The sequence below is a fragment of the Phycicoccus duodecadis genome (assembly GCF_002846495.1).
In the GTDB taxonomy this organism is placed as follows: Bacteria; Actinomycetota; Actinomycetes; order Actinomycetales; family Dermatophilaceae; genus Phycicoccus; species Phycicoccus duodecadis.
In genome coordinates this window covers 23,713-36,690 of the sequence record NZ_PJNE01000001.1, presented here as the reverse complement: position 1 = coordinate 36,690, position 12,978 = coordinate 23,713, and the positions used below count along the sequence as shown (strand labels likewise).

General features: G+C 71.5%; 11 protein-coding genes. 4 read left to right on the top strand and 7 right to left on the bottom strand.

Features of this window, described 5'->3' with window-relative positions:
* Nucleotides 1–15 precede the first annotated feature (15 nt).
* The 7 genes from gap to ATL31_RS00120 all read right to left on the bottom strand — a co-directional run bounded on the left by gap (nucleotide 16) and on the right by ATL31_RS00120 (nucleotide 7,821).
* The gene (gene gap / locus ATL31_RS00150; RefSeq protein ID WP_101393988.1) at nucleotides 16–1,017 is read right to left on the bottom strand and encodes a type I glyceraldehyde-3-phosphate dehydrogenase; all 1,002 of its coding nucleotides are present in this window, start codon (nucleotides 1,015–1,017) and stop codon (nucleotides 16–18) included.
* A gap of 160 nt (nucleotides 1,018–1,177) precedes the next feature.
* The gene (whiA, locus tag ATL31_RS00145; RefSeq protein ID WP_101393987.1) at nucleotides 1,178–2,158 is read right to left on the bottom strand and encodes a DNA-binding protein WhiA; all 981 of its coding nucleotides are present in this window, start codon (nucleotides 2,156–2,158) and stop codon (nucleotides 1,178–1,180) included.
* Nucleotides 2,159–2,178: 20 nt separating this feature from the next.
* Entirely contained in the window at nucleotides 2,179–3,135 is a 957-nt protein-coding gene (locus ATL31_RS00140; protein ID WP_101393986.1) for a gluconeogenesis factor YvcK family protein, read from the bottom strand.
* Nucleotides 3,132–4,028 carry an RNase adapter RapZ gene (rapZ, locus tag ATL31_RS00135; protein ID WP_101393985.1) on the bottom strand — a complete coding sequence of 299 codons (897 nt, stop codon included), beginning with the start codon at nucleotides 4,026–4,028 and terminating at the stop codon, nucleotides 3,132–3,134. The genes ATL31_RS00140 and rapZ overlap by 4 nt, the downstream gene beginning before the upstream one ends.
* A gap of 12 nt (nucleotides 4,029–4,040) precedes the next feature.
* The gene (uvrC, locus tag ATL31_RS00130; protein ID WP_101393984.1) at nucleotides 4,041–5,981 is read right to left on the bottom strand and encodes an excinuclease ABC subunit UvrC; all 1,941 of its coding nucleotides are present in this window, start codon (nucleotides 5,979–5,981) and stop codon (nucleotides 4,041–4,043) included.
* Nucleotides 5,982–6,168: 187 nt separating this feature from the next.
* Nucleotides 6,169–7,086, bottom strand: a complete 918-nt coding sequence (locus tag ATL31_RS00125) for a type IV toxin-antitoxin system AbiEi family antitoxin domain-containing protein (protein ID WP_101393983.1) — start codon at nucleotides 7,084–7,086, stop codon at nucleotides 6,169–6,171.
* A 264-nt stretch (nucleotides 7,087–7,350) separates the two neighbouring features.
* Nucleotides 7,351–7,821 (bottom strand): Rieske (2Fe-2S) protein, encoded by a 471-nt coding sequence (locus ATL31_RS00120; RefSeq protein WP_101393982.1) that lies wholly within the window; start codon nucleotides 7,819–7,821, stop codon nucleotides 7,351–7,353.
* Between the two features lie 237 nt (nucleotides 7,822–8,058).
* Between ATL31_RS00120 and ATL31_RS00115 the strand changes: the two genes are divergently transcribed.
* The 4 genes from ATL31_RS00115 to ATL31_RS00100 all read left to right on the top strand — a co-directional run bounded on the left by ATL31_RS00115 (nucleotide 8,059) and on the right by ATL31_RS00100 (nucleotide 12,977).
* Nucleotides 8,059–9,291, top strand: coding sequence for a branched-chain amino acid ABC transporter substrate-binding protein (locus ATL31_RS00115; protein WP_101393981.1), 1,233 nt, complete (start codon nucleotides 8,059–8,061; stop codon nucleotides 9,289–9,291).
* 202 nt (nucleotides 9,292–9,493) lie between these two features.
* On the top strand, nucleotides 9,494–10,459 hold the full coding sequence (locus ATL31_RS00110; protein WP_245861802.1) for a branched-chain amino acid ABC transporter permease: 966 nt from the start codon (nucleotides 9,494–9,496) through the stop codon (nucleotides 10,457–10,459).
* On the top strand, nucleotides 10,456–12,159 hold the full coding sequence (locus ATL31_RS00105) for a branched-chain amino acid ABC transporter permease (protein ID WP_245861801.1): 1,704 nt from the start codon (nucleotides 10,456–10,458) through the stop codon (nucleotides 12,157–12,159). The genes ATL31_RS00110 and ATL31_RS00105 overlap by 4 nt, the downstream gene beginning before the upstream one ends.
* Nucleotides 12,156–12,977: an ABC transporter ATP-binding protein gene (locus ATL31_RS00100; RefSeq protein WP_245861800.1), complete on the top strand. Its 822-nt coding sequence runs from the start codon at nucleotides 12,156–12,158 to the stop codon at nucleotides 12,975–12,977. The genes ATL31_RS00105 and ATL31_RS00100 overlap by 4 nt, the downstream gene beginning before the upstream one ends.
* The last annotated feature ends 1 nt before the right edge of the window (nucleotide 12,978 follow it).

Below are 12,978 nucleotides of genomic sequence, written 5' to 3'. Positions count from 1 at the left end.
ACCGGTCTCCGGTCCTCAGAGGCTCTCGCCGACGCGCACGACGAGGTCGACGAGGCGGTTGGAGTAGCCCCACTCGTTGTCGTACCAGCCGATGACCTTGACCTGGTTGCCGATGACCTTGGTCAGGCCGGCGTCGAAGATGCACGAGTGCGGGTCGGTCACGATGTCGGCCGACACGATCGGGTCCTCGGTGTACTTCAGGATGCCGGGGAGCTTCTCGGCGGCGGCCTTGACCGCGGCGTTCACCTCCTCGACCGAGGTCTCGCGGGAGGCCTCGAAGGTGAGGTCGGTGGCCGAGCCGGTGGGGATGGGCACGCGGAGGGCGAACCCGTCGAGCTTGCCCTTGAGCTCGGGCAGGACCAGGCCGATGGCCTTCGCGGCGCCGGTGGAGGTCGGCACGATGTTCAGGGCCGCGGCGCGGGCGCGACGCAGGTCCTTGTGCGGGCCGTCCTGGAGGTTCTGGTCCTGGGTGTAGGCGTGGATCGTCGTCATCAGGCCCTTGACGATGCCGACCGAGTCGTTGAGCGCCTTGGCCATCGGGCCGAGGCAGTTGGTGGTACAGGAGGCGTTCGAGATGACCGTGTGCTTCGCGGGGTCGTAGTCGCCGTCGTTGACGCCCATCACGATGGTGATGTCCTCGTTGGAGGCCGGCGCCGAGATGATGACCTTCTTGGCCCCGCCGTCGACATGCACCTTGGCCTTGGTGGCGTCGGTGAAGATCCCGGTGGACTCGATGACGACGTCGGCGCCGATCTCGCCCCAGGGCAGTGCGCCCGGGTCGCGCTCGGCGAAGGCCTTGAAGGACTTGCCGTCGACGGTGATCTCGGTCTCGGTCGAGGAGACCTCACCCGGGAAGCGGCCGAGGATCGAGTCGTACTTGAGCAGGTGCGCCAGCGAGGCGTTGTCGGTGAGGTCGTTGACCCCCACGATCTCGATGTCGGCGCCCGAGGCCGCGACGGCGCGGTAGAAGTTGCGCCCGATGCGGCCGAAGCCGTTGATGCCTACGCGAACAGTCACTGTGACGTTGCCTTCCGATGATGGGGAGAAGGCCGCGCGACGCTGCGCGGCAACGTGGTCCACCTCACACCCTAGACCCCGCGCCGATGACGGGCCCAACCGTCCGGTCTGCGGGCAGCGGGGGCCCGGAGGGGCCGTTCGCGGCTCCGGAGGGGCCGGCTCAGCCGTCGAGCATGTCGGCCGACAGGCCGGCCTCGGTGTTGGGGATGCCCTCGTCCTGGGCCTTCTTGTCGGCCATGGCGAGGAGCCGGCGGATGCGGCCCGCGACGGCGTCCTTGGTCATCGGCGGCTCGGCGAGCTGGCCGAGCTCCTCGAGGGAGGCCTGCTTGTGGGTGAGCCGCAGTTGGCCGGCCTCCTGCAGGTGGTCGGGGACCTCGTCGCCGAGGATCTCGAGGGCGCGTTCGACGCGGGCCCCGGCGGCGACGGCGGCGCGGGCCGAGCGGCGCAGGTTGGCGTCGTCGAAGTTGGCCAGGCGGTTGGCGGTCGCGCGAACCTCGCGGCGGATGCGCCGCTCCTCCCAGGCCAGGACGGCGTCGTGCGCGCCGAGGCGGGTGAGCATCGCGCCGATGGCATCGCCGTCGCGGATGACCACGCGGTCGACGCCGCGGACCTCGCGGGCCTTGGACTGGATGCCGAGCCGCCGGGCCGCGCCGACCAGCGCGAGGGCGGCCTCGGGGCCCGGGCAGGTGACCTCGAGGGCCGACGAGCGGCCGGGCTCGGTGAGGCTGCCGTGGGCCAGGAACGCCCCGCGCCAGGCGGCCTCGGCGTCGCACACCGACCCGCTGACGACCTTGGCCGGGAGGCCCCGTACGGGGCGGCCGCGGCTGTCGATGAGGCCGGTCTGGCGCGCCAGCGCCTCGCCGTCCTGCACGACGCGCACGACGTAGCGGCTGCCCTTGCGCAGCCCGCCGGCGGCCAGGACCAGCACCTCGGGCGTGTGCCCGTAGACCTCGGCCAGCTCGCGGCGCAGCCGGCGCGCGGCACTGGCGGTGTCGAGCTCGGCCTCGACGACGATGCGCCCCCCGATGATGTGCAGCCCGCCCGCGAACCGCAGCATCGACGCGACCTCGGCCTTGCGGCAGCAGGGCTTGGTCACGACGTGCCTGCTCAGCTCGTCCTTCACCTTCGCCGTCATCGCCATGCGCGTCATCCTGCCACGCGTCAGGAGGTGGGTCGTGGGCTGTACAGGATGTCCCGAAGGGCCGCGGCGTAGCGCAGCGGGTCGTGCTCGCCGTGGGCGTGGCGGCCCGCCACCGGCATCACGTGGAGCACCGCGCCCAGCCGGGCTGCGGTCTCGACGAGGGCCGGCTCGTCGTCGACCGCGCCGGGGTCGGCCAGCACGCCGTCGAGGCGGAGGCCGGGCGCCATCGCGGCGAAGGACTCCAGGTGGCGGGCGGCGCTGAAGCCCGCCGTCTCGCCCGACCCGGGGTCGAGGTTGAGCACCAGCAGGCGGCGGGCCCGGGTGACCTGGAGGGCCTCGCGGACCTCCGGCACCAGCAGGTGGGTGGTGACCGACGTGAACCACGAGCCGGGGCCCAGCAGCACCCAGTCGGCGGCGCGGATGGCGGCCACCGACTCGGGGTAGGCGGGCGGGTCGGCCGGGACGAGGCGGACGTGCTCGACCCGGCCCGGGGTGGCGGCGACCTGCGCCTGGCCGCGCACGACGGTGCGGGCCTCGGGGTCGCCCTCGACCAGCCCGCTGACGTCGGCCTCGATCGCCAGGGGCACGGCGGCGGCAGGCAGCACCCGGCCCTGGGCCTGCAGCAGCCGCCCCACGAGGTCGAGGCCGGCCACCGGGTCCTCGTGCAGCTCCCAGAGCGCGACGATGAGCAGGTTGCCCAGCGCGTGCCCGCCGAGCGGGCCGTCGCCCGCGAAGCGGTGCTGCAGCACGTCGCGCCAGGTGTGGCCCCACTCGCTGTCGCTGCAGAGCGCGGCCAGCGCCATCCGCAGGTCGCCCGGCGGGAGGACCCCGAACTCCTCGCGCAGCCGGCCGCTGGAGCCGCCGTCGTCGGCGACGGTGACCACCGCGGTGATGTCGTCGGTGACGAAGCGCAGGGCCGTCAGGGTGGCCGCGAGGCCGTGGCCGCCGCCGAGCGCGGCGACGGCGGGGCCGCTCACTCGCGCCCCAGGTCGCGGTGCACCACGAAGGTGGCGACCTGGTCACCGCCCAGCCGCGCCGACAGCGCCTCGGCCACCGCCACCGAGCGGTGCTTGCCGCCGGTGCAGCCGACGGCGACGGTGGCGTAGCGGCGCCCCTCGCGCAGGTAGCCCTCGGTCACCGGCGTCATGAGCTCGACGACGCGGTCGACGAACGGCACCGCGCCCTCCTGGCCCATCACCCACTCCGCGACGGGCGCGTCGACGCCGGTCAGGGGGCGCAGCTCGGGGACCCAGAAGGGGTTGGGCAGGAAGCGCATGTCGAAGACGAAGTCGGCGTCGAGCGGGACGCCGTACTTGAAGCCGAACGACATCACGGCGAGGCGCAGGCTGGGGCCGCCGATGACGCCGACGATGGGCGTCAGCTTGCGGCCGAGCTGGTGCACGTTGAGCCCGGAGGTGTCGATGACGACCTGCGCCTCGGCCCGCAGGTCGCCGAGCAGCTCGCGTTCGGCCTGGATGCCGTCGAGCAGGCGCCCCTCGCCCTGCAGGGGATGGGGCCGCCGGACACTCTCGAAGCGCCGCACCAGCGCCTCGTCGGTGGCGTCGAGGAACATCAGCTGCGGGCGCCAGCCGTGCTCACGGATGGCGGCCAGGCCGTCGCGCAGCTCACCGCTGAACGGGCGGGCGCGGACGTCGACGACCGCGGCGATCCGCAGGTCGCTGCGCCCGGCGTCACGGGCCTGCGACGCCAGCACCCCCATCGCCGGGATCAGCTGCGGCGGGAGGTTGTCGACCACGTACCAGCCGTGGTCCTCGAGGACGTTGGCGGCGGTCGAGCGACCCGCTCCGCTCATCCCCGTGACCACCAGGAAGTCCGCCCGGTCCGCCGGCGCCGCCGGTGCCTGGTCCACGAGGGTGCTCCTTCAGTCGCCGATGACCTCGCCGGTCGCGGGGTCGACCGCCGGGGTGCCCGGGTCGGCCGACCCCAACTCTGCCGCAACGACCGCCGCCAGCGCAGGCCCGATGCCCGGAACGTCGGCGAGCTCGTCGACGGTCGCCTCGCGGATGCGCTTGACCGAGCCGAACCGCTTGAGCAGCGCCTGGCGCCGCTTCTCGCCCAGCCCGGGCACGCCGTCGAGGGCGCTGGCCGTCATCGCCTTCGAGCGGCGCTGGCGGTGGAAGGTGATGGCGAAGCGGTGCGCCTCGTCGCGCAGGCGCTGCAGCAGGTAGAGGCCCTCGCTGGTGCGCGGCAGCACCAGGGGGTAGTCCTCGCCGGGGACCCAGACCTCCTCGAGGCGCTTGGCGAGCCCGACGACCGCGACGTCGACGACCCCGACCTCCTCGAGGGCGCGGGCGGCCGCGTTGACCTGCGGCAGGCCGCCGTCGACGACGACGAGGTTGGGCTGGTAGGCGAAGCGGGTGGGGCGCTCACGGCCCTCGGCGACGTCGCGCTCGTGCTCCTCGGCCTCCTTGCGGCCGCGGCGGAAGCGGCGGGTGAGGACCTCGTGCATCGCCGCCGTGTCGTCGCTGACGCCGTTCTCGTCGCCGCGCACGATGAAGCGTCGGTACTCGGACTTGCGGGGCAGGCCGTCCTCGAAGACCACCATCGAGCCGACGACCTGGGTGCCCTGCACGTGGCTGATGTCGAAGCACTCGATGCGCAGCGGGGCGTCCTCGAGGCCGAGGGTCTCCTGGAGCTGCTGGAGGGCCTGGCTGCGGGTGGTGAGGTCGCCGGCGCGGGTGACCTTGTGGCGGGCGAGGCTCTGGGAGGCGTTGCGCGCCACGGTCTCCATCAGGGTCCGCTTGTCGCCGCGCTGCGGGACGCGAACCTGGACGCGGCTGCCCTTGAGCCCGCTGAGCCAGCCCGAGACGGCCTCCTCGTCGTCCGGCAGGACGGGCACGAGCACCTCGCGCGGCACGCCCTCGCCGGACTCGTCGCCGTAGACCTGCAGGAGGAGGTGCTCGACGACGTCGGGGGTGGTCTCGGCGTCGCGCTCCGCGACCCATCCGCGCTGGCCGCGCACCCGGCCGCCCCGCACGTGGAAGAGCTGGACCGCGACCTCGAGCTCGTCCTCGGCCAGGCCGAACACGTCCGCATCGGTGGCGTCGGGCAGGACCACGGCCGACTTCTCGAGCACGCGCTCGAGGGCGCCGATGTCGTCGCGGAGCCGGGCGGCGCGCTCGAAGTCGAGCTCGGCCGCGGCCTGGCGCATGTCGGTGGTGAGCCGGCCCAGGAAGCGGCCGCTGTTGCCCGCCATGAAGTCGCAGAAGTCCTCGGCGATGTCGCGGTGGTGGGCGGCGTCGACCCGGCCGACGCAGGGCGCGCTGCACTTGTCGATGTAGCCCAGCAGGCAGGGGCGCCCCACCTGCCCGGCGCGCTTGAAGACACCCGTGGTGCAGGTGCGCATCGGGAAGACCCGCATGGCGAGGTCGAGGGTCTCGCGGATGGCCCACGCGTGCGCGTAGGGCCCGAAGTAGCGGGTGCCCTTCTTCTTGGCCCCGCGCATGACCATGGCCCGGGGGAACTCGTCGGCCATGGTGACGGCGAGGTAGGGGTAGGACTTGTCGTCGCGGTACTTGACGTTGAACCGCGGGTCGAACTCCTTGATCCACGCGTACTCGAGCTGGAGGGCCTCGACCTCGGTGGTGACCACGGTCCACTCGACGCTGGCCCCGGTGCGCACCATCCGGGCCGTGCGGTGGTGCAGGGCCGAGATGTCCTGGAAGTACGACGACAGCCGCTGGCGCAGGTTCTTGGCCTTGCCGACGTAGATGACGCGCCCGTCCTTGTCGCGGAAGCGGTAGACGCCCGGGTCCGTCGGGATCTCACCCGGACGGGGACGGTACGTCGACGGATCTGCCACGCACCCGAGCCTATGCCGCGCCCCCGACACCCCCTCCCCCGCCTCAGCTTTTCGGGGTCACCCCGAAAAGGCCACGAGACAAGACCTGGCAGCCGGGGTCTCCTGCAGGAGCTCTTGTCTCGACCTCAGCCGGCTCGCACCGCCGACCGGCGGCGCCACTCCCCGGCCCGCGCCTCGCGGTTCTGCGTCACGCCGCCGACGCCGCAGCCAGTGCCAGGGCTCGGCGTACGATCGCGAAGAGCCGCGCCGGGTCGGCCAGCTCCGCCCAGGTGACCCGCACGACGACCCATCCGAGAGCCCGCAGCCGGTCCTCCCGCCGCTTCTCCCGCACGAGGGCGTCGACGCCGCCGTCGATGTACTTCACGACCCCGTCGAACTCGATCAGCACCCGGGTCCCGGCGACGCGGAAGTCGGCGCGACCGACGAGCTCGCCGTCGACATCCCACACGGCGAACTGCGGCTCGAGCTCGAAGCCCGCCGCGCTCAGCGTCACCCGCAGACGACTCTCCCCCGGGCTCTCGGACGTCCCGTCGGCGAACGCCATCATCGCCAGCGCGCGCTGGATGTGGCGGTGGCCGCCACGTTCGGAGACCTCTGCCACGAGAGCCTCCCTCGACAGCAGACCGCGATGCAGGGCCGCGTCGGCGCACACGACGGCGGCGGGGCATCCGTGGTCGAGCGCCACCTGCACGACGGCGGACGCCGGCGTCGTCGCCGGCCCCACCGCCGTGTCGACGGTGCCGACCACCGGCGACAAAGGGCGGACGGTCGCGCCGCTCCGGCGGACCTGCCGCTCGACAGGCCGCAGCAACAGGGCCGAGGCGAGCGGGACGCCCCACACCGGGAGCCCGTGGGCGACCACCGCGGACCGACCTCCCAGGACGGCGTCCGGGTACTCGAGCCTCAGCGCCCGACACAGCTCCAGATGCCGGCCCTCGGACGAGTCCGGGCGCTCCCCCGCGGCGTAGAGCCCACGGGCGAGACGCCGGATGCTCCCCGCACGCACGGCACGCTGCAGCACCTCGCCGCAGACCCCGAGCCGAGTGGCCTCGGCGGTCGTGAACACGCCGTCGTGCAAGTGTGCGAGGAGGCTCAGATCATCCATGCCGTCACTCTGGACGGGTCCTTCCGCTGCATCCAGAGCCGTGCGGCGACCTGTGGACGAAGCGCCCCGCGACCATGGCCTGTGGACGACCGGCGAGGTCGCCGGCTCTCGCGTGCCGAGACAAGACCTCGCCGTCCGGACAAGACCTGCCAGGTCTTGCCTGGTGAGCTTTTCGGGGTCACCCCGAAAAGCCGGGGACGGTGGGGCTCGGGACGAGGTTGGGGGTGGGAATCGGGGGTGGGAATCGGGGGTGGGAGGTCGGGGTCAGGTGACGGTGATGCCGTCGCCGCTGACCTTGACGGACTTCGCGGGCAGGGGCGCTGAAGCGGGGCCCTGCTTGACGGCGCCGGTGGCCGCGTCGAACTGGCTGCCGTGGCACGGGCAGGTGATGACGTTGTCCTGCACCGAGCCCACCTGACAGCCCGCGTGGGTGCACACCGAGGAGAACGCCTTGAACTCCCCCGCGGTCGGCTGGGTGACCACGGCCTGGATGGACTCGAAGACCTTGCCGCCGCCCACCGGGATCTCGGCGGCCCTGATCGCCTGGGACGCCGCCGAGCCCGCGGCGGATGCCACCGAGCCCGCCGCGGCGCCGACTTGGCCGCCCTCCCCGCAGGCGCTCAGCATCCCGACGCCCGCGACCGCGGCCCCCACGGCACCGGCTGCCCGGAAGGTCTGTCGCCGGCTGAGGCAGGCGCACTCGCGCTCGCGGGGGGTGCCGTGCTCGCTGCTCATCGCTCTGGCCTCTCGTCCGGTCCTGGGTCCGCACCAGTATCCCGAGCGTGGCTGGGAGCCGGCTGTGGGCCACCGGACACCGCCCGGCGGGCCCGGGCCGGGGCGCGCCAGGTAACAACTCGACACCGTTGTCCGTCCAATGCTGGGCTCCGGAGGATCTGATGGATACATTCCCCGTGTCCGCCATCGCGGGCCCGAGCACGTGTGCTCACAGAACAGATCCCTACAGGAGGAAACGTGCCTCAGCGTTCCGTGGTCGCCGTTGGCGCCTCGTTGCTCGTGGCCTCGCTCGCGCTCGCCGGTTGTGGCACGCGCGGCGGAAGCAGCAGCGACGGCGGCAGTGGTGGCGGTTCCGGCGACACCAAGACCGCCAAGATCGGCGTCATCGCGCCCCTCTCCGGTGACCTCGCCGCTCTCGGCAAGGGCATCGAGCACTCTGTCGACCTCGCCATCAAGCAGGCCAACGAGTCCAACGCCATCCCGGGCTGGAAGCTCGAGCTCGCCGCCGAGGACGACCAGGCCACCCCCGACGTCGGCAAGAACGCCGCGACGAAGCTGGCGTCCGACAAGGACGTCGTGGGTGTCGTCGGCACCCTCAACAGCTCGGTCGCCCAGAGCGTCCAGCCGGTGCTCGCCTCGGCGAACATCACCATGGTCTCGCCGGCCAACACCAACCCGTCGCTCACCCAGGGCGCCGACTTCGCGACCGCTCCGAAGCGCTCGTACCCGAACTACTTCCGTACCTGCACGACCGACTCGATCCAGGGCCCCTTCGCGGCGCGCTACCTGTTCGACAAGGCCGGCATCAAGGAGGTCGCGACGGTCCACGACAAGAAGACCTACGGCCAGGGCCTGGTCGAGGCCTTCACCAAGGAGTACACCAAGCTCGGCGGCAAGATCGTCGCCGCCGAGACGATCAACCCCGACGACGACAAGTACGACGCCGTCATCAGCAAGATCAAGCCCAGCAACCCCAAGGCCGTCTACTACGGCGGTGAGTACCCGCAGGGCGCTCCCTTCTCGCAGCAGATGAAGGCCGCCGGGCTCAACGTCCCGCTCATGGGCGGCGACGGCGTCTACTCCGGCGAGTTCATCAAGCTCGCCGGCGCCACCGCCAACGGCGACCTCGCCACCGCGATCGGCGCTCCGACCGACACCCTGCCCTCGGCCAAGGACTTCGTGGCCTCCTACGGGAAGGCCGGCTACGCCGAGCCGTACGAGGCCTACGGTGCCTACGCCTTCGACGCCGCGAACGCGATCATCAACGCGCTCAAGGTCTCGCTGAAGGACGCCACCTCGGCCGACGCCGCCCGTGAGGCGACCGTCAAGGCGATGAGCGACGTCTCGTTCGACGGTGTCACCGGCAAAGTCGCCTTCGACGAGTACGGCGACACGACCTCCCGCGTCCTCACCGTCTACCAGGTGACCGGCGACGCGTGGAAGCCGGTCAACACGGAGGAGTTCAAGTAAACCGCTCGTGACCCTCGGGTCATGAGCACCCCGACGGCGGGGACGGTCCACCCGACCGCCCCCGCCGTCGGGCGTTCACGCCCCGGCGTCGGCCGGCGGCAGCACCCGCACGAGGCCGCCCGGACCGAGGCCTGTTCCCGTGAGGTCACGCAGCCGCTACTCTCCCCCCAGCCCACCAGCACGTCACCCTAGGAGGTCGGTGGTGGAATTCGCCCAGCAGCTCGTCAACGGGCTGACCCTGGGATCGCTGTACGCCTTGATCGCGGTCGGTTACACCGTGGTCTACGGGATCATCCAGCTGATCAACTTCGCCCACGGCGAGATCTTCATGATCGGTGCGTTCGGCGCCCTCTCGACCTGGCTCGTGTTCTTCGACGGCAACACCTCCGTCTGGGTGCTGCCGATCATGATCATCGGCGCCATCGCAGCCTCGGTGATCGTGGCCGTCCTGATGGAGCGGGTCGCGTACCGGCCGCTGCGCAACGCGCCCCGGCTCGCCCCGCTCATCACCGCCATCGGCATCTCGGTCTTCCTCCAGGAGCTCGTGCGCCTCGGGTACAACAACCCGCTGCTCTTCATCAGCACCTGGAACCCCTTCAACTTCCCCAGCGCCAAGCAGAAGGTGCCGTTCCCGCAGATCGACGTGGTCACCGGCGCGGCCTTCAACCTCGGCGGTGTCACCATCCAGCGCTCGACGATCTTCACCATCGGCGCCCTGATCGTCTGCGCCGCCGGGCTCTTCTACTTCGTGTCCCGCACCCGTACCGGCCGCGCCATGCAGGCCGTCTCGCAGGACCCGGACACCGCGCGCCTCATGGGCATCAACGTCGACCGGATCATCGTCGTCGCCTTCGTCATCGGCGCCACGCTGGCCGCCGTGGCCGGTGTCGCCCAGGGGCTCCAGGTCACGAACATCAACTTCAAGATGGGCTTCCTGGCCGGCCTCAAGGCGTTCACCGCCGCCGTGCTCGGCGGCATCGGCAACGTCTGGGGTGCCGTCCTCGGCGGCCTCACCCTCGGGCTGGTCGAGTCGATGGCCGTCCAGTTCATCCCGGGCACCTTCGGTGGCAGCCCGTGGAAGGACGTCTGGGCCTTCGCCATCCTCATCCTCGTCCTGGTCTTCCGACCGCAAGGACTCCTCGGCGCGAAGGTGGTGGACCGGGCATGAGCACCGTCGACAGGACCGAGGGCGAGACCCCCGTGTCGAGCACCGAGCGGATGCAGACCCGCTTCGGCTCCCGGGCGGCCCTGCTGGGCATCGCGGGCGGCGCGCTGCTGCTCCTCAGCGGCCTGCTGTCGTGGTCCTTCGACGACCGCGTCCTGGGCGACCTCAGCATCCGCTTCTACCCGGCCGGCATCCAGATCTACGCCATGGTGGTCGGCGTCGTGGGCCTCGTGCTGGGGCTGCTGCTCCTGCGCCGGCCGGCCTGGCTCGACCCGGGCCGCGGGCTGCGCGCCCTCGGGTACGGCTCGCTCGCCTTCGTCCTCGCGGCCCTCATCTCCATCGCCTACCAGGCCGGCGGCCTGGTCAACGTCAACGAGGGCGGATGGGTCGGCCTGGTCGGCGCCGCGCTGCTCCTGGCCGCGGGGCTGCTCTCCCCCGCGCGGCACCTGGACGTGCACGCCTGGCCGCGGCTCGCGAGCTGGCAGGAGATCTCGATCATCGTCGTGCTCCTCGCCGTGCTGCTCTTCACCACGGCGTACACGCTGAACATCGACGACGCCGCCACCTTCGGCTGCCTCCTGATCGTCATCCTGACCGTCGCGATCTCCCTGCTGGGCTCCGGCTTCGGCGGGTACGTCGGCTTCATCGGGCAGAACAACCGGCGACCGCTGCTGCTGGCCGCGTTCCTCGTGGCGTTCCTCTTCCCGTTCACCCAGGACGGCTCCGACGCGAACATGTCGATCGCCACCCAGATCCTCATCTTCGCGGCGACCGCACTCGGGCTGAACATCGTCGTCGGGCTCGCCGGCCTGCTGGACCTCGGCTACATCGCCTTCCTCGGCACCGGCGCCTACGTCGGGGCGATGCTGTCGCAGTCGGCCTTCGCGACCATCGGCTGGAAGCCGCCGTTCCTGGTCGTCATGCTCCTCGGGATGATGGTCGCCTCGATCTTCGGCCTCATCATCGGCACCCCGACCCTGCGGGTCTCCGGTGACTACCTGGCGATCGTCACCCTGGGCTTCGGGGAGATCTTCCGCCTGGCCATGTTCAACCTCGACGGCAACAACGGCCCCGAGCTCACGAACGGGCCCAACGGCATCCCGGCCATCCCCGACCTGAACTTCTTCGGGTTCGACTTCGGGGCCACGCACACCCTGGCCGGCATCCCCCTCGGGCGCTTCAGCAACTACTACTTCCTGCTGCTGGTGCTCATCGCGTTCGTCATCCTCGTGTTCACCCGGCTCAACGACAGCCGGATCGGGCGCGGCTGGGTCGCCATCCGCGAGGACGAGCGGGCGGCCGAGGCCATGGGAGTCAACGTGTTCGGGCTCAAGCTGCTCGCGTTCGCGGTCGGCGCCTCGCTGGCCGGCCTCGCCGGGACCATCAAGGCGCACCAGGACACGTCGGTGACCCCGGACCAGTACATCTTCCTGGAGTCCGCGTTCCTGCTGGCCGCCGTCGTCCTCGGCGGCATGGGCACCGTCGCCGGTGTCCTGGTCGGCGCCACCATCCTGAAGCTGCTCCCCGAGAAGGCCCGCGTGGTCAACGACTACCGGCTGCTGATCTTCGGGCTGCTGCTCGTCATCATGATGCGCTTCCGGCCCGAGGGCATCGTGCCGAGCAAGCGGCGCCAGCTCGAGTTCCACGAGGACGACGAGGAGCTCGTCGAGCTCGCCCAGACCGAACACCTGGAGGCGAAGTGACCGTCACCGAGCCCACCGCTCCCGCCACCGAGGCGGGGCACCGCATCGTCCTCGAGGCCGCGGGCGTCACGATGCGCTTCGGCGGCCTGACCGCCGTCGACGACGTCAGCATGCAGGTCCGCGAGGGCGAGATCGTCGGTCTGATCGGCCCCAACGGTGCCGGCAAGACCACGTTCTTCAACTGCCTCACCGGGATGTACATCCCCACCGAGGGGCGCGTCACCCTCAACGGCGAGACGCTGCCGCCGAAGCCGCTCAAGGTGGTGCGGGCCGGGATGGCCCGTACCTTCCAGAACATCCGGCTGTTCGCGAACATGACGGCCCTCGAGAACGTCATGGTCGGGCGGTACTGCCGCACCTCGTCGATGGCGCTCACCTCGATCCTGCGCGGGCCGAAGTTCCGCCGCGAGGAGGCCGCCACCCGCGAGCGGGCCCAGGAGCTGCTCGCGTACGTCGGGCTCGCCGAGTCCGCCGAGATCCTGGCGCGCAACCTCCCCTACGGTGACCAGCGCCGGCTCGAGATCGCCCGGGCGCTCGCCACCGACCCGCAGATCCTGCTGCTCGACGAGCCCACCGCGGGGATGAACCCCAAGGAGACCGAGGAGACGATGCACCTGATCTTCAAGATCAGGGACAGCGGGCTCGCGGTCGTCGTCATCGAGCACGACATGCGGTTCATCTTCAACCTCTGCGACCGGGTGCTCTGCCTGGTCCGCGGGACCGTCCTCATCGAGGGCTCCCCCGGTGAGGTGCAGTCCGACCCCCGGGTCATCGAGGCCTACATCGGTGGCGACGACGACGAGGAGGAGGACCAGTGAG

Coding starts and splice junctions, on each gene's coding strand:
- whiA (WP_101393987.1), bottom strand. CDS start 2,158: ATGGCGATGACGGCGAAGGTGAAGGACGAGCTGAGCAGGCACGTCGTG.
- ATL31_RS00125 (WP_101393983.1), bottom strand. CDS start 7,086: ATGGATGATCTGAGCCTCCTCGCACACTTGCACGACGGCGTGTTCACG.
- ATL31_RS00120 (WP_101393982.1), bottom strand. CDS start 7,821: ATGAGCAGCGAGCACGGCACCCCCCGCGAGCGCGAGTGCGCCTGCCTC.
- ATL31_RS00105 (WP_245861801.1), top strand. CDS start 10,456: ATGAGCACCGTCGACAGGACCGAGGGCGAGACCCCCGTGTCGAGCACC.